The following is a 21,030-nucleotide window of genomic DNA, read 5'->3' as shown; positions in this document are numbered from 1 at the left end:
CAGAACGAATTTCAAATCGGATTAAGCTCCGGGGGCAAAGTCACCGTGACTACATGATGTTTACAGCCAAATACGCTACAGGCTCATCAACAATCTCGGACCGGACCGACGGAAGTTCCGGGTTATAGGGATAGGAGCTCAACAGACGGGAATCAAAAAAGCATCCGCCGGTCGAATTGAACGGTGGATGCTTGTTTGTATGAATTCGATCTAAGACCAATTGTTACCTATCGTCATTCACTTAGACGAATGCGGGACGAGTCCAACTGAACGGTTCGATCTCGTGACTGTCAACCACGGCATCTACAAACGCCACGCCCTTCAAACCGTCATAGGATGTGGGCACGTTTTGCCCGGCTGGCGAAACCGGCCGACCATCCGCCCGGGCGCGAATGGCTTCGGCAAATCCCGAATAGAGATTGGCGAAAGCCTCGATATAGCCTTCCGGATGTCCGGGCGGTGTCCGCGTCCGCGCAGCGGCACCGGCACCAAGATCGTCACGCCCACGCTTGATGGTTTCAGGCTTGCCAAACAAAGGCGAGAAGGTCAATTCATTCGGCGCTTCCTGATGCCAGACAAGGCTGCCCTTCTCACCGAATATGCGCAGGCGCAGACCGTTCGAGCAGCCAATCGCGACCTGCGACGACCATAGGAGTCCGCGTGCGCCACCCTGATAGCGGATCATCACATGCGCATTGTCGTCAAGACTCCGGCCCGGCACAAAAGTCGTGAGGTCAGCACAAAGCGATTCTGCTTTCAGCCCGGTGACGAATCCGGCCAGATGATAGGCATGCGTGCCGATATCGCCGATGCTGCCGCCGCGCCCCGATAATTTGGGGTCGGTGCGCCACGCGGCCTGCTGATTGCCTTCGGATTCTATAGATGTCGCCATCCACTCCAGCGGATATTCAACCTGCACCACGCGGATTTTACCCAAAGTGCCGTCTTCGACCATTTTGCGCGCCGCATGAATCATCGGATAGCCGCAATAGGTGTAGGTGACGCCAACGAACCGCCCCGTCGATTGCGCCAGCTCATGCAATTTGACGGCGTCATCAAGTGTCGTCGTCATCGGCTTTTCGCAGATCACGTCAAAGCCGGCCTCAAGAAAGGCCTTGGCAATCGGATAATGCGTGTGATTGGGCGTGCAAATGGCAACGACATCGATCTTGTCGGCTCTGGCCAGTTCGCCAGCAACCATGGCCTTGTAATCGGCATAGGAACGATCGGCCGCAACATAATTCTCGGCCGCGAACGTGTGGCCGCGCTCGGCATTGACATCGAAGGCTCCGGCCACAAGCTCAAAGTGATTGTCAAGTCTGGCGGCAAGGCGATGAATGCCGCCGATATAGGCGCCAAAGCCGCCGCCGACCATGCCAAGCCGCAGGCGGCGGGGAGGAGTTTTCTGTGTCATGTAACAAGTCCTTAAATACCAAGCATGGAACGGTTGGCGCTGCGATCGGCATCTGCCTTGACGAAATCGTCGAAGGCCCGATCCGCAACACGGATGATATGATCTTTAATGAATTTCGCGCCTTCGGCAGCACCGTCCTCGGAATTCTTCAGGCAGCACTCCCATTCAAGAACGGCCCAGCCATCGTAGTTGTAGCCAGCCAGCTTCGAGAAGATTGCGCCGAAATCCACTTGTCCGTCTCCCGGCGAACGGAACCGCCCTGCCCGGTTCAGCCAGGGCTGGAACCCGCCATAGGCCCCCGTCTTGCCATTTGGCCTGAACTCAGCGTCCTTCACATGGAAGGTTTTGATGCGCTCGTGGTAATGGTCGATATAGGCGAGGTAGTCGATCGACTGCAAAATCAGATGGCTGGGATCATACATGATATTGCAGCGGGAATGATTGCCGACCTTTTCAAGAAACATCTCGAAGGTCAGCCCGTCATGCAAATCCTCGGTCGGATGAACCTCATAGCAGAGGTCGACTCCGGCAGCATCGAACGCATTGAGCAACGGAAGCCAGCGCTTGGCCAATTCGTTGAAGCCATCCTCGATCAGACCTTCCGGCCATTGCGGATAAGGGTAGAGATAAGGCCAGAGCAAAGAGCCGCTGAACGTGACATGGCGATCAAGACCAAAACGCTTTGACGCCTTGGCGGCAAATTGCAACTGCTCGACGGCCCATGCCTGACGCGCTGCAGGATTGCCACGCACATGCGCAGCGGCAAATGAATCAGCCGGCACATCGAACGCCGGGTGCAAGGCCACAAGCTGACCCTGCAAATGGCTGGCGAGTTCGGCCAGTTGAAGACCATGCTTGGAGAGAGTGCCCATGAAATCGTCGCAATAGGCCTGACTTTCCGCCGCCATTTTCAGATTTATCACGCGCGTATCCCAGGTCGGGATCTGCACAGCCTTGAAGCCCTTGTCCGCTGCCCACCCGGCCAGGCCGTCGAGGCTGTTAAACGGCGGATCATCGCCCGCAAACTGAGCCAGAAATACCGCCGGTCCTTTAATCGTTCGCATTATAATCTCCGCAGATAACATCAGGCGCGCAGCAGCATATTGCTGGCGGCAGGTGAAAGATCGTTCCTGTTGACGACAAGTGCCGGATCCAGCTTGGCGTCGAAAAAGTCGAGAATATTCTGGGCGGCAGATATGGCCATGCGCGCCGCGCATTCCTCGGTGAGCCCGGCCGAATGCGGACTCAGAACGACGTGGGGACTGCTCAGCAACGGGTCGTCGGAGCGAGGCGGTTCACTCGCGAAAACGTCGAGTCCCGCACCCGCCAACCGCCCTTCACTCAGAGCATTCAGCAGCGCAGCCTCGTCAACAATCCCGCCTCTGGCCGTGTTGATAACAAAGCCGGAGGGCTTCATCATGCCAAGTTCACGTTGCCCCAGCAGCGCGCCCTTGTCAGCTTTGGGAATATGTATCGAAACAAAATCCGCCATTGGCAAAGCATCTTCGATCCGAGCGACCGGTGAAGCACCGGCAGTACTTATGTTGTCAGCGCTGACATAAGGGTCGTAGGCAATGACATGCATTTCAAATGCAGCCGCGAGTTTCGCCACATGCCGTCCGATCCGCCCGAAACCAATCAGGAATAGAGTTTTTCCCGCCAGTTCCGTGGCAGAAAAGCCATTGCGGTAGTTCCAGTTGCCTCCGCGCGTTGCCAAATCGTAAGGCAATGTGCGCTTGGCCAGAGTCACCATGAACATCAAAGTATGCTCGGCCACCGAGCGTGAGTTGACGTCGCCCACGATGGTTAAAGGGATGCCACGCTCATTCAGTGCGCCAACATCCACCGCATCGAATCCAACACCATGCCGGGATACGATTTTCAGCTTCGCAGCCGTCTGAATGGCCTGTGCCGGCATCGGCTGCGTACGGATGAGCACGGCATCCGCCTTGGGCAAATGGGGCAAGTAGGAGTCAAGCGAGACCTCATTGACCAGATCGAAAGTTACGTCCGGCCGGCCTCGCAACAGGTTCAGGCCGGCTTCATGGATTTTTCCGGCGACAAGAATATGCGGCATTCAATAGCCTCCCCCGCTTGCGGTTCCGGCCGAACCCGGCGCCTGATCAAGTAACTTGCGCGTCGCCGCGACACTGGCCTGAGCGGCGCCGGCAAGCAGCCGCACATCATTTGAAATGGTCACGAGATCAAAGCCCCAACCGATGGCTTTCGCGGCATAGGCCGGCGTACCGTTGTGCAGGCAGGCCTTAATTCCGGCCTTGTGGGCCCGGTTGAGAATATGTTTGATGGCGTTAACCATTTCCGGCTCCTCCCGATCGAAACCGGTAGGATATTTACGCCCCGTCAGGCCAAGGGTGAGATCGGCAGGTCCGATGTAGATACCATCAAGACCGGGGGTTGAGACGATAGCGTCGATGTCTGCCACGGCCTCGGCCGTCTCGATCATCGCAAAGCACAGCACTTCCCTGTCAGCGTGTTGCCCATAGTCTGAACCCGCCGAGAAATTTGCCCGGGTCGGCCCAAAGGAGCGCACGCCGTGCGGCGGATATCGCATATAAGAAACAAACTGCGCCGCTTCGGCGGCAGAGTTGATCATCGGGCAGATGATGCCATAAGCGCCTGCATCAAGTGCTTTCATGATATCGGCAGGATTGAGCCAAGGCACCCGCACCATCGGCGTCACGCCACTGGCGCGCATGGCCTGCAACATGCCGGTTGCGACTTCATAGCCGATCAAGCCGTGCTGCAAGTCGATCGTGATTGAGTCATAGCCCTGTTCGGCCATGATTTCTGCGGTGAAGGGACAGGCGATTGAGAGCCAGCCGTTCAGGACAGGCTTCTGTGCGGCCCAGAGCGCGCGTATGCCATTCGATTTCATGATCGCGCCTTTCAGAGAACAATTTGCGAAAGCTTGACGTTCAGATAGTCGTGAATCGCCTCGGTGCCGCCCTCGCGGCCCATGCCGGATGAACGGATGCCCCCGAAGGGCGCTTCCGCCGCGGCCAGCGCATAGGAATTCACGCCGACCATGCCTGACTGCAGATTGGATACCGCCTCGCGGATCAGCGCCGGATTGTGCGTAAAGACATAAGCCGATAACCCGAAATCACCAGCGTTTGCGCGCGCAAAAACATCCTGCTTTTCGGAGAAAGAGGTAATAGCGGCAATGGGGCCGAAATTCTCTTCAGCGATGGCCAGTGCATCATCCGGCAGATGCGAAATGACAGTCGGTTCAAAAAAGAAACCCTTGTTCATTCCCGCTGGTCTTTTTCCGCCAGCCTCGATTTTGCCGCCGCGCTTCTCGGCATCGGCAATAATCGTCTCTATGGCGTTGACCCGCCGCTGGTTGATCAGCGGGCCCATCTGCGTCGAGTCTTCAAGGCCGTGTCCGAGCTTCAGCGCCTTGGCGCGTTGAGCAAATCCCCGGACAAAGCGCTCATGCAGACTCTCATGCACGAAGAACCTGTCCGGGGTCACACAAACCTGACCTGCATTGGCAAATTTGGTCGGAACCGTCACATCGAGCACTTTTTCGACATCGGCATCCTCGAACACGATCATCGGCGCATTGCCGCCCAGTTCCATGCTGACGCGCTTCAAGGTTGCAGCTGCGTCGCGGATCATCTGCTGGCCGACCGACGTTGAACCCGTGAGCGTGATCTTGCGCACCTTGGGCGAAGCCACCAGAGTGTTGTAGGTTGTCGATGTCGGCCCGACCACAAGATTCACAACACCTTTTGGGAGGCCCGCTTCCCTCAGACAGTCAATCATGATCATGGCCACGCCCGGCACTTCCGATGAGGGGCGGACGACAACCGAGCAGCCAGCCGCCAAAGCTGGCGCAACCTTGCGCGCAATCAGCACAGCGGGGAAATTCCAGGCGGTAAACGCCGCCACGATGCCAACCGGTTCGTGCTGCACTTCCAGACGGCCGCCCGGGACCCGACTTTCAACGATGCGGCCATAAATCCGCCGCGCCTCTTCGGCGTGCCAGCGAAACTGATCAACTGAAAGCGCCCACTCGCGACGCGACTGCGCCAACGGCTTGCCAGCCTCCAGTGTAATGCGCCGGGCCGCCTCTTCGGTGCGCGCCTGCATTCTGTCTGCAACCGCATGAAGCATGTCCGCCCGGGTCCAAGCCGCGGTTTCGCGCCAGATTTTCAATCCGCTTTCCGCGGAGGCTATAGCTTCCTCGACCTCAACAACACCTGCTGCCGGAATGTGTCCAAGCACCTCCCCGGTGGCCGGATCAACAACCTCGATCGTGCCGGAGTTGCCATTGCGATGCCAGGCACCATCAAAAAAGAGACCAAATTTATCGTACATCAGATGCGCTCCTCGAGAAGTCAGATTGCCTGTATTGCGGTCGCGAATTTCCGTAACAAAGAGTCCAGCGTGCGCGTATTCAAATCGCTTTGCGCGCCGTCAACGAACGACAATCGCAACCAACGATCCGGATTTTGAATGCCGTCGGATGAATCCGGGCCTCCTGCCGCTTGGCGTTCAGACATGGCGCACTCCCTGATTTTATCGAATGCCGCGTCAGCATTCCTGTTGGAACAAAATTTATTGCATTAATTTTATTTTTGCAACAAGAATTCCTACAACTTGTCTGATCCGACGCAGTCTCTGCCGGTCGGTGACGGTTAAGTTACCGATCAACACCCCGAAATGCTGCGCCTGGAATCCTCCTGCGTGCCACTTGGAAAGTTTTGATCAACACCTGGACGCAACTCAGCCTTTGCATATTGCAACACTTGGTTCGTGACATGGGACGTCAATCAACACCGGCGGACGAACCCAAGCGGATCATTTTTATGAACCGCCAACAAAAATTGCAATTAAGTTTCTGATTGAAAAATAATTGCAAAAATCATTGACACATTTAAAATTGCATCATAGTTTTCGACGCAATAAAAATTGCAAATACAATTTCCGAATTCGGCTTCGCGGCGTGCAAAGTGGTTTGCCGCCTAAGAATGCCGCACCAAAGCTTTCAGGCGGACGCCCTGAGGGAAATGAAACTTTGATTTGCTTCCATGGGAGGAATGATAATGATGCGAGGATTGAAGGTACTTCTGGCTACGACTGCGATGGTGGGCACCTTTGCCGGAATCGCCGAAGCCGCAAGCACGAAAAAAGTCTTCTTTATTTTGCCGAATTCCACGACGATCCGCTTTGAGAGCCGGGATAAGCCCTTCTTCATGGCTGCAATGAAGGAAAAGGCTCCTGATGCGACCGTGATCGTCCAGAACGGCGACGGAGATCCGGCACGCCAGCAGCGTCTGGTCGAGGATGCCATCACTCAGGGCGCTGCGGTTATCGTGCTGGCCTCGACGGACGCCAATCTTGCCGCAGGCAGCCTGGCAGCCGCCGATAAGGCCGGGGTTCCGGTTGTCCTTTATGATCACGATGCCGTTGGCGGAAAAGCCGCCGTGCAGGTGGTGTTCGATTCGCTTTCCGTCGGTGAGGCGCAGGGCAAGCGCGCCGCCGAACTGATCTCGAAAATGACGAAAACACCGGTGAAAGTTGCCCGCGTGAAAGGCAATCAGGGCGAATACGGCACCGGTCAATATGAAAAGGGCCAGAATGAATATCTCAAGCCCCTGATTGATTCCGGCAAAGTTAAAGTGGTTTGCGAGCAGTACACCCAGAACTGGGATCCGGTGAAGGCACAATCCTTTGCGGAAGACTGCCTGACCCGCAACGGCGGCGACGTGGACGTGTTTCTTGGCATGAACGACGGCACGACCGGCGGCTCTATCGCTGCTCTGATCAGCCAGGGCTTCAAGCCGGGCCAGAAGCTCGTGACCGGCGGTCAGGACGCCACCGTTGAGGCTTTGCGTTATATTGCGCAGGGCTGGCAGGACAATTCTGTTCTCAAGGACCTGAAGATCGAAGCCACTTACGCGGCTACAGTCACCGCGTCCCTTCTCAACGGTAAGGGCGTGCCGAAAGATATCATCAACGGCAAGGTGAATAACAAGTTCATGGACGTTCCAGCGGTGTTCCTGCCGGTGTCCGACATTACCGCTGACAACCTTTCAGACGTTGTCAAGGCTAGTGTCTGGACCTGGGCCGAAATCTGCCAAGGCATTGAAGATACCAAGATTTGCAAAAGCCACAAATAATCTGGCAGCAGACAGCGGGAGGGCGATGGACATCATCGCCCTCTTCCACACCGGGAGGAAATACCAATGTCCGCCATTGCGAACACGCAATCAAAATTTGAAACAACCGATAATTCAGGCAAAACGCCGCTCGTTTCGCTGCGAAATATCCGCAAGTCCTTTGGATCGGTGCAGGCCCTGCGCGGAGCGTCTGTAGATGTCTTTGCCGGGGAAGTTGTGGCGCTGGTCGGCGACAACGGCGCGGGCAAATCAACCCTTGTGAAAGTGATTGCCGGCGTCATCGGCTATGACTCGGGCGAATATAAACTCGAAGGCAAGCCCGCTAAAATAAAAACCCCAGCGGATGCAACAGCGCAGGGCATCCAGACGGTCTATCAGGATCTGGCCCTGTGCAACAACCTTGACGCGGTTCAGAATCTGTTTCTCGGCCGGGAACTGACAGGATCAAGCTGGTTCGGCGGGCGCATTCGCCGCGCCGAATGCGAAGTGCGCGCCCGTGAAGTGCTGACGCGCATGCGGCTCGGGAACCTGTCGCTGACGCGCCCTGTTGGCGCAATGTCCGGCGGCCAGAGGCAGAATATCGCAATAGCGAGATCCATCCTGTGGACCCCGAAAGTGGTAATTTTTGACGAACCCACCGCAGCACTCAGCCATTCGGCGGCAGAACAGGTGGCCTCGCTGATCAGAAGTCTGGCGGATGAGGGCTTGGGCGTGATTGTCGTCAGCCATGATATTCACCACTTCGTCGTCAATTCGACCGATCGGATTGAAGTCATGCGGCTTGGAACAAACGCCGCCAGTTTCAAATCAAACCAGGTGACGGGCGAGCAAGTCGTCAATGCCATGGTTGGCGGCAACGAGAGCGTCAATCTTGCCGGTTGAGTCCCTGTGCGGACATAGAATACGAGGATTTTCACGATGACCCAAGCATCCGCGACGCCAGTCGTGACCAAGAGCCGCACGTTCGGCGAAATGCTGGCTACTGATTTCAGGGCTTTGCCCGTCGTGGTCGGATTGGTCGCTCTCTGGATCTTTTTTGTGACACAAAGCGACGTCTTCCTGACGCCAAGAAATCTCTCAAACCTTCTGGTGCAAAGTACCGTGGTCGGGATCATGGCGCTGGGACTCATGTTTGTCCTGCTGGTCAAGGAAATAGACCTTTCAGTAGCGGCAATCAATGGTGTCACTTCGGTTCTGATGGCCAAGCTCATTGTCGAGCACGGCATTTCCCCGTGGGTTGCAATTCCGTCTGCAATAGTGGCTGGCTCGCTTATCGGTTGCCTTTCGGCCCGTTGGGTGACTTATGTCGGCGTACCTTCATTTGTGGTAACGCTGGGTCTCGGGCTCGCCCTTAACGGCCTGCAACTCCTGCTGCTGCCGGATACCGCAAGATACGGCCTCATGGGTACAGGCATAGAAAAAATAGCGCAAGGCACCGTCGAAGGGCCTGCAGCCTGGGGCGTCCTGGCGGTGGGCATGATTATCTATGCAGCACTCATATTCTCCAGCTTCCTGCGCCGCAAACACGCTGGCCTCGAAGTTTCACTGACAAAAAGCGTAGTCTTTCCGCTTTTGGCCAGCGCCCTGCTCGGCGCAATCGTCGTTGCCGTACTGAACGCGCATCAGGGCATACCGGTTATCGTGCTGGTGTTTGTCGTGCTGCTCGCCCTTGGCGGCTACGTGCTCGGAGAAACCCAGTTTGGGCTCTATCTCTATGCAACCGGCAATAACGATGAAGCGGCACGCCGCGCGGGTATAAAAGTGCCGCTCATCAAGATGGCCGCTTTTGCGATTGCCGGCGGCATTGCCGCGCTCGCTGGAATTATTGGAGCGTCACGGACGCTCGGCGTTGGCGTGTTCTCGGGTGGTGGCGTCGGCGGCGGCACGCTCCTGCTGGAATCCATTGCAGCGGCTGTCATTGGCGGCGTTAGCCTGTTTGGCGGTCGGGGATCGGTTTACGCAGCCTTGCTTGGCGCACTCGTGATAGGCACGGTTCAGAACGGGCTGAACTTGATGGGTGTCGAAAACGAAGTTCGACTTATCGTCACGGGACTGCTGCTTGTCCTTGCTGTTTCGATTGACAAACTCATCGAAAAGGCAACCGGCCAACAAAGTTTCTGAATTCATGGAATGAACCGGACGCCAGCATTCCTGAGAATGCTGGCGTTTTTCTGTGCGCGGATAATGTAGCGATGATCACGCAAGGCCGGCAGAACCGTTGCCTGCCGCAGTCATTTTCCGGCCGCCAAACCGCCAGCCTGATTGCCCGGATAATACGGCCACGCGCCACTGCCCTTAGCAAAGCCGACAGGAAGCGGAAGTGCTGGTAACGAGTGGCCGCAACGCCGGGAAATGCGAGGCTGTGGCGTAAGCTATCCGCGCCAAGACTGATCGTGACGGCGTTTTGCCCGGGCTAATCTCGTAAAAGTTGCTGCAAGCCGGGCAGTCTACGAAACATCGGACACAGATTCCGGTCGCTTCGACATTCTCGTAAATGCCGCCGGCCTGACGGATCGCGGCGCAAACAAAACGGGGCGGGATTTGCATCCCGCCCCGAAAGCTTTAGTAAATCAGATATTACTTGCCAATGCAGGTGGCAACATTCTCAGGCGTGCAGACATCGAGGCCCGTGTAGGTCGGGTCAGCCGGCGCAGGCTTGCCTTCCTTCATTGCTTCAAAGGCCATCATGGTCTTGTAGCCCATTTCAAACGGACGCTGGCCGACCTGGCCGAGCGAGAGACCTTCCTTCATCTGGTCGATCTGCACCGGCAGCGTATCGGCCACGATCAGAGCAAGAGATTTAGAGGCGATCTTGTCCTTATAAGGTGCCACTGCAGCGCGGTTAGCATCCGGAATGAACTGCGGGAAGCCACCGGTCGGGATGAAAGCATCAAGCTTGGGGTTCTTGGCCATAATGTCCGTGAACTGCTGCACCGACACGGGGAAGTCGTCATTGGTATAAAGCGGGCAGCCGTCGATTTCCGTCCAGCCATTCTGACCCGTCAGGCGGTCGCCGGGCGAAGCGGCGGATTTCTTGCCTGCCAAAGTATCGCGAATACCCTGCATGCGTTCATTGTGGTTGGCAGCAGCAGCACCGCCGGATTGAATGCAGAGCGTGCCGCCCTTCGGCTTGACCTGCATGGCGAGCTTGGCGAGGTTCACGCCGATTTCGTAGTTATGGGTGCCGATATAGGCGGCGCGCAATCCCTTGTTTTCAGGCAGGAGATCAGAATCCCATGTCAGAACGGGAATTCCGGCTTCCTTGGCTGCCTGCAATGCCACTGCAGCAGCCGCCGCATTGGATGGGGATACGGCGATACCATCGACCTTCTTGGCTACGAGATCCTGCAGGATCTGCACCTGCTCTTCGCCGCCGCCATGTTCGCCGGGTCCAATATACATGCACTCAAAAGCGCCTTTCGACTCAGCCTCGGCCTTTTTGCAGCCATCGCGTGCCTGATCGAAGAACGGATTGTTCATGTTCTTCGGCACCAGAGCGAAAACATATTTTGCCTGCGCGCCGGACATTGCCACTGAAATGGCGCCGATGGCGATAGCCGTCTTCAAGAATATTTTCTTCATTGTTTCCTCCTCATTAATCTTCACTGATTGGTCCGCAGTGAATCCGGTTTCTAACGGTGCTTTTTCGGAAATAACTGCTCCAAAGTAGCGGAAATGATCGACTTGCCCCCCGATTGCATGCCGAGAAGCACCGCGAGAATGATGAAGGCGCCGACAAAAGCGCCCTGCCAATTGGAATCGATGCCAGCCATAAGCAGCGCATTGCGGATGACTTCAAGGAAAGCGGAGCCGATGAAGGCACCAAAGGCCGTTCCTGAGCCGCCCATCAGACTGGCCCCGCCGATCACGGTCGCCGCGATCACCCGCAGTTCATAGCCCTGCCCCATGGCGTTGATCGCCGATCCGTTGTAGCCGAGCAGCAGAAGTGATGCGACCGAGGCCGTGAATGCGGAGAAGACGTAAGCCTGAAACTTGATCCAGTCGACCGATACGCCGGTCAGCCGGGCCGCCTGCTCATTACCGCCGATAGCGAACAGATGACGACCCCAGGCCTTGAAATGAAACACATAACCGACAATCAGCGCCAGCCCGACCATCACCCAGAAATGCGAGGATAATTCGGGAATCCAGTGCGGCGCCCAGCCTTCCGGCGCGTGCAGCGGCCACTTGCCCTGCCCTATGGCTTTGACAATCGGAGCGTCAGGTCCGAATTGGTACAACATCTGATTGCCGGAAAACACCACGGCCAGCGAGCGCGCAATCGACAACATGCCCAATGTAACCACGAAGGATGGCATGCCGACATAAGCGACAAAAATCCCGTTGACGGCGCCGCAGGCAAGTCCCGCGATCATTCCCATAGTAAAAGCAACATACCAGGAATAATGCCAGGTCAGGAAAAGCCCGGCCACGATGGCCACGAGACCCATGACAGAACCGACGGAGAGATCGATGCCGCCGGTAATGATGACCACGGTCATGCCCATCGCCATGATGCCGATCGGCGCGAAGTTACGGGTCACATTGGCGGCATTTTCGGATGTGCCGAACGTGGGCTCGATGATAGCCATGATCACGACCAGCACGATAAGCGCGATCGTCACCCAGAAAGGCTGGCTCGAGATGATACGCGCTGCGAAAGTTTGTTCTTTGATCAGCACAACGTCCGATATAGCGGCATGGCCAGTCTGGGGCGCTTTGGGAGGATTATGCTTCACGGATGGCCCCCGTAATCAAGCCGGTGATTTCCTCCGGAGAGGTCGATATTGTTGGTTTGTCCGCAACTTTGGTGCCGCGCCGCATGACGATAATCCGGTCGCACACCGCAAATACGTCAGGCATGCGGTGGCTGATGAGAATGACGGCCACACCTTGATGCTTCAGGCGGCGGATAAGCTCCAGCACTTCGGCGACCTGACGCACCGAAATGGCAGCAGTCGGTTCGTCCATAAGCACAAGCTTCGCATTGGAAAGCCGTGTGCGGGCGATAGCCACCGCCTGACGTTGCCCACCCGACATTTTCTTCACGAGGTCCTGAGGTCTGGTTTCGGATTTCAGCTCATCGAACAACTCGCCGGAACGATCGATCATGGCCTGCTTGTTAAGCACGCGAAACGGCCAGATGCCCTTTTTCGCCTCCCGCCCGAGAAAGACGTTCTGGGCAGCGGTAAGATTATCAGCGAGCGCGAGATCCTGATAAACAACCTCGATACCCTTTGCCCGGGCTTCTATCGGCTTATGAAAATGGCAAACTTCGCCATCGACTAGAACTTCCCCCTCCGTTGGCGGAAAATTCCCGGCAATGAGCTTGACCAGTGTAGACTTGCCCGCACCGTTATCGCCCATCAGGCCAACGACCTCTCCAGCCTCAATTGTAAAGCTGATGCCGTTTACAGCATGAATAGCGCCAAAGCTCTTTGATACATCACGAACTTCAAGCAAAGCCACCTTAGAACCTCCCCCCGGTCTTGCAGCTCTTTCGGCTGCATTATTATCTGGCTTGCAAAATTTATTGCTTGAAAAAAATTATAGCAAATAAATTTTGCAGGTCAATTTCTATGTTCATCGCCTCGGATGATTTCCGGCACTTAAAATTTTACCCGATCATCTGCCAGCTTTGTGATTTGGATGATCGAACCGCAGTGTCGATGATCTTCTGAATTTCCCAGGCCTCACGAAAATCGGGCCCCTGCTTCTCTCCGCCCGCGATTGCTGCCAGAAATTCGGCAACCTCGATCGTCTTGAGATCATTAAATCCGAGTTGATGTCCCGGCGCAACGCAGAACAGCCCGTAGGGATGATGCTGAGGCCCCGCCTCGATACGCGTGTAGCCGCTATGACGGGAATCGCCGCCTGCCCGGTAATGCAGAAGTTCGTTGAGACGTTCCTGCGTGTAAACGAGGGAACCCTTGGTGCCGGTCAGTTCAAAACCAAGCTGCATTTTCCGGCCCGTCGCCACCCAGTTGGCTTCAATGGTTCCACGGCATCCACGCTCAAATCTGACCGCGAGCCGGGCAATATCATCAACCTCGACAGCGCGGCGCTCAGACGAACCGGGCGCAACCGGACGGCTTTTGACGACCGTTTCCAGATCGGCATTGATTGCACTGATCGGGCCCAGCAGAAACCGGGCCATCCCGATGATATGGCTGCCGATATCGGCGATGGCGCCGGCTCCGCCGCTGGAATCCACACGCCAGTTAAACGGAACTTCCGGATCGGCCATATAGTCTTCAGCATGAATGCCGCGAAAGCCGGTGATTTCACCCAGTTCTCCAGCCGCAATCATCGTGCGGGCCAATTTCAGCATCGGATTTTTGATATAATTATAGCCAACCTGCGTCACGAGACCCGCTGCCTCGGCGGCTTCCATCATGTCTCTTGCAGCTTCAGCATTGGGCGCAATCGGCTTTTCGCAATGCACGTGCTTTCCAGCTGCAATAGCGGCTAGTGCCATTTCACGATGAACCGCATTAGGGGTGGTTATCGAGACAATCTCGACTTCAGGATCCTCGACGAGCGCGCGCCAATCGGTTTGACAGCGGCGAAAGCCGAACTGCTTTGCGGTTTGCTCAGCGGCATGCTGGTTGATGTCGGCGACCGATTGCAAAACGGGGCGCAGACTGCCCGGAAAAATGCCCGCGACCGCCCTGTAGCCAATCGCATGCGCCTTACCCATGAATCCAGTCCCAATAATGCCCACACCAATGTCACGCATGTTACCAACCCTTCCAAAAAGCCAAATTGTGTCAGTTCATTCCTATAAAAGCCTGCTACGACGCCGCAGGGCGCGCGCATCAAACGGGTGTCCAGGCAGCGATGTGCCAACTTAACAGGACGTTCGTTCCGCTCTATCGCCCGTTGAACCCGCCAGATCCTCCATAGGTTGTTGCTATTCCTTGTTTTGATGGATTGCAGTTTCTGCAACGATTGCTGCAAAAACGTCGACCTGTGCTATATTCCCGATATTCTGCGGCATCGGCAGATGCACTCAGGTCTGCAATGGAGTGGGCAACATGGCTGTGAAAGATTGTAAGCGACAACCCAACTGTCCATGCACTTCTAATGGCGCTCCCTGCTTCGTGCCTCGGTCACGATGCGTTCTATGCATCTTTTGACAATTATAATTGCGTATTATAAATTTTTTGCAATTAAATTTATTGGCCGAGGTGTTGCCATTTGAATCGGTTCACGCCTCTCAGCGGAGTTGGTCAAATTCCGAAGTTTGGTTTAACAGCACAAAAGCCCAGATACTTGATACCTGATCCAGATTCTGAGATGCCTTATAGGGATTGAATTTCGAGGCCAGAGACAAAGCCGCAGGCAAAACAAAGGAACGACTATGCCCATCAAAAGCAGCGGACCAACTGAGGCAATTCCACAGAATTATGAGGGGATCGTCAACCTGATCACCCGGGAATATCCGAATCTGTCGGCCGGCTTTCAGCGGATAGCACGTTTCCTGACGCAGAACCCAAATGTCGTGGCGCTCGACTCGATCAATGCAGTTGCCGCAAAATGCGGGACGCACCCGTCGAGCCTCGTGCGTTTTGCTCAGGGCCTCGGCTATTCCGGATTCAAGCAACTCCAATCGGTTTTCCAGACGAGGCTGGCCACCGCCGCCCCCGGCTTTCGGGAACGTATCAGCGCGCTCGAGGGCGAGCTTTCACGCAACGAGAATGAGGGCAATCTCGGCTATTTGCGCGATTTGGTGGTGCGAGACATAGCGGCGCTTCAGGGCCTGCTTGAAGGCGTGACGGAGGAGGCCCTCGCCGAGACTGCCGATCTGCTGGTCAACGCCGAGACAATTTATGTTGCGGGCCAACTCCGATCGGAGCCTATCGCGTTGCTGCTCAGATATCTTCTGACGATGCTTCGCCGCCGCGTTGTTCTTCTCGACCCCGCAGGTGGCCTCGCGCAGGAAATGGCCGCAACAATGTCAGACCGCGATGTGCTGATTGCAATCGCATTTCGGCACTACGCAAAGGAAGTGATCGTCATCTCCGACGTGGCAGCGGCCAATGCCACGCCAATCATCGGAATAACTGACAGCCAGCTGTCGCCATTAGCCAAAGATGCGCGGATTCTTTTCACTATCGCGGAAGATGAATATACGTTCTCACGGTCTCTGGCTGCGCCGATGTGTCTGGTGCAGTGCATAGCCGTGGCTACAGCCGCCCTGCTTCAACCCGGACGAGAGTCGACGCCCCGCATTCCGACCGTAACCGAAATGGCTCATAACCGGACCACGGCTCACATGCGACGGCAGAAAAATCCCGCGACGCCGTAAATCTTGCGTTCTTTATTTTTTGCAATTTCACTTGCAAAAAATTGTAAACTGCAATAAATTTTCCTGAAACGAAACATCAGCAATATTGATGCTCAGGAATTTCGGGAGGAAAACGCATGTCGACGGTTCGCTGCACTATGGCTCAGGCCTTGGTTCGCTATCTCTGCAACCAGTTTACGATGATTGACGGCAAAAAGGAGATGCTGTTTCCCGGCGTTTTCGCTATCTTTGGCCATGGTAATGTGACGTGTCTGTCCGAAGCCTTGGAGGCGGTACAGGACACGTTGCCGACATGGCGCGGCCAGAACGAACAATCCATGGCGCTGGCCGCCATAGGCTTTGCCAAGGCCAAGCGCCGGCGTCAGATTATGGTTGCGAGTTCTTCAATCGGCCCCGGCGCACTCAACATGGTAACGGCTGCCGGCGTTGCACATGCAAACCGCCTGCCGGTGCTGCTGCTGGCCGGAGATACGTTCGTCAATCGCCGGCCTGATCCTGTCATGCAGCAGGTCGAGCATTTCGGAGACCCGTCGATCAACGTCAATGATTCTTTCCGCGCTGTGACGCGCTATTGGGACCGCATCACCCATCCCGAGCAGATCATTTCCTCCTTGCCGCAGGCCGTTGCCGTGATGCTGGACCCGGCCGATTGCGGTCCGGCCTTTATCGCATTGCCGCAGGATGTGCAGGAAATGGCATGGGATTATCCGTCGAGTTTCTTCAAGCCCACCATCCACGCCATACCGCGTCCGCGCGCGGACAAGGATCGTCTGGCCGAGGCGCTTGCAATCCTTAAGGCCGCCAAGCGTCCGCTCATCATTTCAGGCGGCGGCGTGCGCTATTCTGGCGCCGAAGACGTTCTTGGCGCATTTGCCGCCGAGCACGGCATTCCGGTTTGCGAAACCATTGCCGGCAAGGGTGCGCTGACGCATCACCACCCCGCACATGTCGGACCTATCGGAATTGTCGGCTCAACTTCTGCCAATGCGCTGGCGGCAGAAGCCGACGTGATTGTGGCTGTCGGCACCCGTCTGATGGATTTCACAACCGGTTCGTGGACATGCTTCTCGCCGGACGCAAAATTCATCTCGATCAACGCTGCGCGGTTTGATGCAACCAAGCATCAGGCCCTCGCGGTCATCGGCGATGCGCGAGAAACGCTTCAGGAACTGGCCGCCGCTCTCAAGGACTGGAAGGCCGATGCCAAATGGACGAACCATGGCAAGTCCGAGTTTGCCAAATGGAATGCAGCGCTCGATGCCTACCAGAAGCCGAGCAACGAGCCCATTCCCACCTATGCGCAGGTTGTTGGTATCGTCAACGCGCATGCCGGAGAACGCGATTATCTCGTGACAGCCGCAGGCGGCCTGCCCGGCGAAGTGATGAAGAACTGGCGCGTCAAGGCTCCCAATACTTTTGACTGCGAATTCGGCTTCTCCTGCATGGGGTACGAGATTGCATCCGGCTGGGGCGCGGCTATGGCCGATCCCACCCGGGTGCCGATCGTCATGATCGGCGACGGCACATATATGATGATGAACTCGGACATCTATTCGACCGTACTCACCGGCCACAAGATCATCCTGATCGTTTGCGACAATGGCGGTTATGCCGTGATCAACCGCCTGCAAAATGGCAAAGGCGGCGCAAGCTTCAACAATCTGCTCAAGGATTGCCGGGTCAAGCAGCCCTTCCCTGTCGATTTCGCCAAGCATGCCGAATCGATGGGCGCACTGACCCGCAGAGTTGAGAGCCTTGCGGATCTCGGCGCAGCCGTGGACTGGGCAAGGAGCACCGACCGCACCACCGTTCTGACAATCGTTTCGGATGCCTTCACCTGGACCCCCGGCGATGCATGGTGGGATGTAGGCGTGCCGCAGGTCAGTGCCCGTCCGGCCGTCAACGAGGCTTCGAAAAACCAGCTTGAGGGCCGCAAAAAACAGCGTGTCGGCGTCTGAACATCCACAAGCTCAATTTATCTCTTTGAACAAGGAACCGGCCATGAAAGCCAAACTCGGAATTGCACCTATCGCGTGGTGGAACGATGACCTCGAAGAACTGAGCGACGACGTTTCGCTGGAGGAATGCCTGCGGCAGGCCGGCGCGGCGGGGTTTACCGGCATGGAGACAGGCCGTCGCTTTCCGATGGATGCAGAGGTGCTCGGCCCCATTCTGAAGGCCCATAACATGAGCGTCTGCGGCGGCTGGTTCTCTGGCCTGCTGCTGGATGGCGACATCGAGACTGAAAAAGACCGCATCGCGCAGCAGATGGCTTTGTTCAAGGCTGTCAATGCGCCCTGCATCGTCTATGGCGAATGTGCGCGCACCATTCAGGGCGATCGCTCCAAGCCGCTCGCCACCAAGCCGAAGCTCTCCGAGGATGAAATCAAAATCTATGCCCGCAAAATGACCGCATTTGGCGAATGGTGCGCTGAGCAGGGCATGCCGCTCGCTTATCATCATCATATGGCTGCGGTGATCGAGACGGAAAGCGAACTGGACATGTTCATGAAACATTCCGGGTCCGGCATCCCGCTGCTTTTTGATGCAGGGCACATGGCCTTTGCGGGCGGCGATGTGATGCGGGTCATCGACAACCATCACAAACGCATCACCCATGTTCACACCAAAGACGTGCGCATGGACGTGATCAACAAGCTCGACCGCAATAAGGAGAGCTTTCTCGATGCCGTCGTGAAGGGTGCGTTTACCGTGCCGGGAGACGGCTCGCTCGATTTCGACGCCATTCTCAAGAAGCTTGCAGGTTATGGCTATGAGGGCTGGTTCGTCGTCGAGGCAGAACAGGACCCGATCAAGGCCCCGCCCGCCGAATATGCGAAGATCGGCTACAAGGCATTGGTGCGTGCGCTGACCAACGCCGGATACACGATCGAAGGACTGACTGCTTGAATCGACCGGGTTTCACCATCACGACGCAGGTAGGCACCTATTATTACGCCAATGGCCGGGGCGGTCGTTTACCGGCCCCGGCATCTCCTCCGGACCTGCGTCCGGCATAAAGCTACATTTTATTCCTAGAACAGTGCCGCTGCTTTTGAGAGCGCGATCCAGACGCCGATGAGGAATGTGATTCCGACGGCAAGCCAGAAGACCACGCCCACCACTCCGAACGCTCCGCGTGCAGCAGCCTTGACTGCCTCAGGAGCAGTTTGGTCATGCTGTAACGCACGCTCGGTCTTGAGATCGGCCTCGCTCATATAATGTTTCGGATCAACTGGTTTGACCAGCAGGTTGCAGATCAGGCCGACGAACAGCAGTCCCGCCATGACATAGAGCGTATTGTCATAAACGAGGTTTTTCGCCACGCCATTGTCCAGTTGGTACTGACGCACCGAGGCTATGATCATCGGGCCTGCGATGCCGGCGACCGACCATGCCGTGATCAGACGCCCGTGAATGGCACCAACCATTTGCGTTCCGAAGATGTCGGCGAGATAGGCCGGAATGGTCGAGAAGCCACCGCCGTACATTGTCAGGATCACGCAGATCGAGAGCACGAAAAGACCCGGAAGCTGCATATGACCCCATGTCGGGAGCAGGCAATAGACGATGATCCCAAGTATGAAAAAGATGTAATAGGTGGTCTTGCGTCCGATCTTGTCCGAAAGAGAAGCCCAGAACAGGCGGCCCAGAGAATTAAAAAGCGAGATCAAACCCACGAGACCTGCCGCAGCCGCGACGATAGCGGCCTTCTGTGCATCGGAGGAAAGATTCGCGCCATTGGCGCCGAGCAGATGCGCGCCGAACACGTCCTGCAACATCGGGCTGGCCATGGCGATCACGCCGATGCCAGCGGTCACGTTCAGGCAGAGAACCAGCCAGATCAGCCAGAATTGCGGGGTTTTGACGACGGTGTTGAGGTGCACGTGGCCTGTGGTAATCATCGCCTTGCCCGCAGTGGCTGCGGGTTTCCAACCTTCGGGCATCCAGCCTGTGGGAGCAACACGGAAGCTGAACGCGCCGATGCTCATGACGATGAAATAGATTGCACCCATCGTCATCATAGTTTGTGATACGCCCTGAACGTTGTCATGGGCGTAATATTTCATCAGCCAGACGGCCAGCGGCGCGCCCACCATGGCGCCGCCGCCATAGCCCATGATGGCAAAGCCGGTGGCCATGCCGCGCCTATCTGGGAACCACTTGATGAGGGTGGAAACGGGCGTGATATAGCCAAGCCCCTGCCCCACCCCACCAATCACGCCGGTGCCGAGATAGAACAGCCAGAGCTGATGGGTGGCGACCCCGATGCCGCCAAGCGCCATGCCGCCACCCCAGCACAAGGCCGCGATGAAGCCGGCCTTGCGGGGTCCGGCATGTTCCAGCCAACCGCCCCAGATTGCGGCGGAAATGCCCAGAATGGCGATAAACGTTTCGAACACGTGAGTTTCAACTGGAACGGACCAGTTGCAGGTGGTGGTGGTCAACGAGGCTATAAAGTCGAGATCGCCGCAGGCAGGAGCATTCGGGATCAGCTTGGTCATCGGCAGCCAGAAGACCGAAAAGCCGTAGGCCATCCCAATGCAAAGATGAATACAGAGCGCGGCTGGTACGACCAGCCAGCGGTTGAAGCCCGGCCCGGCGATTGTAGCCGCCCGGTCGAGCAAAGATGGATTTGCTTGTCCGTTTAGAGTTGTATTTGCCATTGATCGTCCCCTCCCTGGGATTGGCATGCTGCGGTAGGGGGACCTGTCGGCGCCTCTTTGAAATCGGACTGCCAATCCGTGCACCCTCTGCGGGGTCTAAATCCAGGACTTCCCACCTATGGTTTGAGCAAAATGTCCCGGAAAACCGCGACTTTTTTACCCAACACGAGATCAAAATACTGCGGTCTCGTTCATTGAAAAGACTGAAAAACCTAAACTTTTATCGTACCATAGTATCATTGCATCTGTTATATTAAACTTTTATCATATTAATCAACTTTGTATTCAATATGCTGACACTGTCAAGAGTGTCCCGGATGTGCCTCTTTATAGCCTGAGCGGGGAGATCATGTTTGCAGACAAGGCGATGCTCCTGTCGGATCGGACAGGCCGTTGCGGCAGGGCTTGCCTGGAAGCGGAAGCTGTTGTTTTCCACTTCGCGAAAGTGGCAGCGGTTATACTGGCGCTGGCCAAAAAATTATCCTAACA

At 56.3% G+C, this 21,030-nt stretch carries 17 protein-coding genes; 6 read left to right on the top strand and 11 right to left on the bottom strand.

Translation table 11 applies throughout. From position 1 onward, the window contains the following. Window positions 1–241 precede the first annotated feature (241 nt). From AC0N03_RS15475 to AC0N03_RS15450, 6 genes are read right to left on the bottom strand one after another with little or no spacing between them, the layout of a single operon-like run. Window positions 242–1,414, bottom strand: coding sequence for a Gfo/Idh/MocA family protein (locus AC0N03_RS15475; RefSeq protein WP_474289809.1), 1,173 nt, complete (start codon window positions 1,412–1,414; stop codon window positions 242–244). Between the two features lie 11 nt (window positions 1,415–1,425). Beyond that, window positions 1,426–2,478, bottom strand: coding sequence for a sugar phosphate isomerase/epimerase family protein (locus tag AC0N03_RS15470; RefSeq protein ID WP_474289808.1), 1,053 nt, complete (start codon window positions 2,476–2,478; stop codon window positions 1,426–1,428). Between the two features lie 20 nt (window positions 2,479–2,498). Further along, window positions 2,499–3,491, bottom strand: coding sequence for a hydroxyacid dehydrogenase (locus AC0N03_RS15465; RefSeq protein ID WP_474289807.1), 993 nt, complete (start codon window positions 3,489–3,491; stop codon window positions 2,499–2,501). Beyond that, the gene (locus AC0N03_RS15460) at window positions 3,492–4,310 is read right to left on the bottom strand and encodes an HpcH/HpaI aldolase family protein (protein WP_474289806.1); all 819 of its coding nucleotides are present in this window, start codon (window positions 4,308–4,310) and stop codon (window positions 3,492–3,494) included. It abuts the gene before it with no gap. A gap of 11 nt (window positions 4,311–4,321) precedes the next feature. Continuing rightward, a complete protein-coding gene (locus AC0N03_RS15455; RefSeq protein WP_474289805.1) occupies window positions 4,322–5,758 on the bottom strand; it encodes an NAD-dependent succinate-semialdehyde dehydrogenase in 1,437 nt (478 codons plus the stop codon). A gap of 20 nt (window positions 5,759–5,778) precedes the next feature. After that, window positions 5,779–5,943: a hypothetical protein gene (locus tag AC0N03_RS15450; protein ID WP_474289804.1), complete on the bottom strand. Its 165-nt coding sequence runs from the start codon at window positions 5,941–5,943 to the stop codon at window positions 5,779–5,781. 543 nt (window positions 5,944–6,486) lie between these two features. On the opposite strand from AC0N03_RS15450, the gene AC0N03_RS15445 reads away from it, so the two are divergent. The 3 genes from AC0N03_RS15445 to AC0N03_RS15435 all read left to right on the top strand — a co-directional run bounded on the left by AC0N03_RS15445 (window position 6,487) and on the right by AC0N03_RS15435 (window position 9,684). Then, a complete protein-coding gene (locus AC0N03_RS15445) occupies window positions 6,487–7,563 on the top strand; it encodes an ABC transporter substrate-binding protein (RefSeq protein WP_474289803.1) in 1,077 nt (358 codons plus the stop codon). A gap of 66 nt (window positions 7,564–7,629) precedes the next feature. Next, window positions 7,630–8,445 (top strand): ATP-binding cassette domain-containing protein, encoded by an 816-nt coding sequence (locus AC0N03_RS15440; protein WP_474289802.1) that lies wholly within the window; start codon window positions 7,630–7,632, stop codon window positions 8,443–8,445. Window positions 8,446–8,481: 36 nt separating this feature from the next. Then, window positions 8,482–9,684 carry a sugar ABC transporter permease gene (locus AC0N03_RS15435; protein WP_474289801.1) on the top strand — a complete coding sequence of 401 codons (1,203 nt, stop codon included), beginning with the start codon at window positions 8,482–8,484 and terminating at the stop codon, window positions 9,682–9,684. A 456-nt stretch (window positions 9,685–10,140) separates the two neighbouring features. Here the strand turns inward: AC0N03_RS15435 and AC0N03_RS15430 are convergent, their stop codons facing one another. The 4 genes from AC0N03_RS15430 to AC0N03_RS15415 form a co-directional block, all read right to left on the bottom strand. Continuing rightward, window positions 10,141–11,145, bottom strand: a complete 1,005-nt coding sequence (locus AC0N03_RS15430) for a substrate-binding domain-containing protein (protein WP_474289800.1) — start codon at window positions 11,143–11,145, stop codon at window positions 10,141–10,143. Between the two features lie 50 nt (window positions 11,146–11,195). Then, window positions 11,196–12,302 (bottom strand): ABC transporter permease, encoded by a 1,107-nt coding sequence (locus AC0N03_RS15425; protein ID WP_474289799.1) that lies wholly within the window; start codon window positions 12,300–12,302, stop codon window positions 11,196–11,198. Next, on the bottom strand, window positions 12,292–13,032 hold the full coding sequence (locus tag AC0N03_RS15420; protein ID WP_474289798.1) for an ATP-binding cassette domain-containing protein: 741 nt from the start codon (window positions 13,030–13,032) through the stop codon (window positions 12,292–12,294). Before AC0N03_RS15420 ends, AC0N03_RS15425 begins: the two co-directional genes overlap by 11 nt. Before the next feature lie 148 nt (window positions 13,033–13,180). Continuing rightward, entirely contained in the window at window positions 13,181–14,302 is a 1,122-nt protein-coding gene (locus tag AC0N03_RS15415; RefSeq protein WP_474289797.1) for a Gfo/Idh/MocA family protein, read from the bottom strand. 624 nt (window positions 14,303–14,926) lie between these two features. On the opposite strand from AC0N03_RS15415, the gene AC0N03_RS15410 reads away from it, so the two are divergent. The 3 genes from AC0N03_RS15410 to iolE all read left to right on the top strand — a co-directional run bounded on the left by AC0N03_RS15410 (window position 14,927) and on the right by iolE (window position 18,784). Next, on the top strand, window positions 14,927–15,874 hold the full coding sequence (locus AC0N03_RS15410) for a MurR/RpiR family transcriptional regulator (RefSeq protein WP_474289796.1): 948 nt from the start codon (window positions 14,927–14,929) through the stop codon (window positions 15,872–15,874). Between the two features lie 116 nt (window positions 15,875–15,990). Beyond that, complete coding sequence (gene iolD / locus AC0N03_RS15405) at window positions 15,991–17,832, top strand: 3D-(3,5/4)-trihydroxycyclohexane-1,2-dione acylhydrolase (decyclizing) (protein ID WP_474289795.1); 1,842 nt, start codon at window positions 15,991–15,993, stop codon at window positions 17,830–17,832. Window positions 17,833–17,875: 43 nt separating this feature from the next. Then, entirely contained in the window at window positions 17,876–18,784 is a 909-nt protein-coding gene (gene iolE, locus AC0N03_RS15400) for a myo-inosose-2 dehydratase (RefSeq protein WP_474289794.1), read from the top strand. Between the two features lie 125 nt (window positions 18,785–18,909). Here iolE and AC0N03_RS15395 read toward each other — a convergent pair whose 3' ends face one another. Then, on the bottom strand, window positions 18,910–20,541 hold the full coding sequence (locus AC0N03_RS15395) for an L-lactate MFS transporter (protein WP_474289793.1): 1,632 nt from the start codon (window positions 20,539–20,541) through the stop codon (window positions 18,910–18,912). Window positions 20,542–21,030: the final 489 nt, after the last annotated feature.

It is taken from the genome of Methylocystis sp. sgz306128, assembly GCF_056032725.1.
This window is presented reverse-complemented; position numbering and strand designations above follow the sequence as displayed.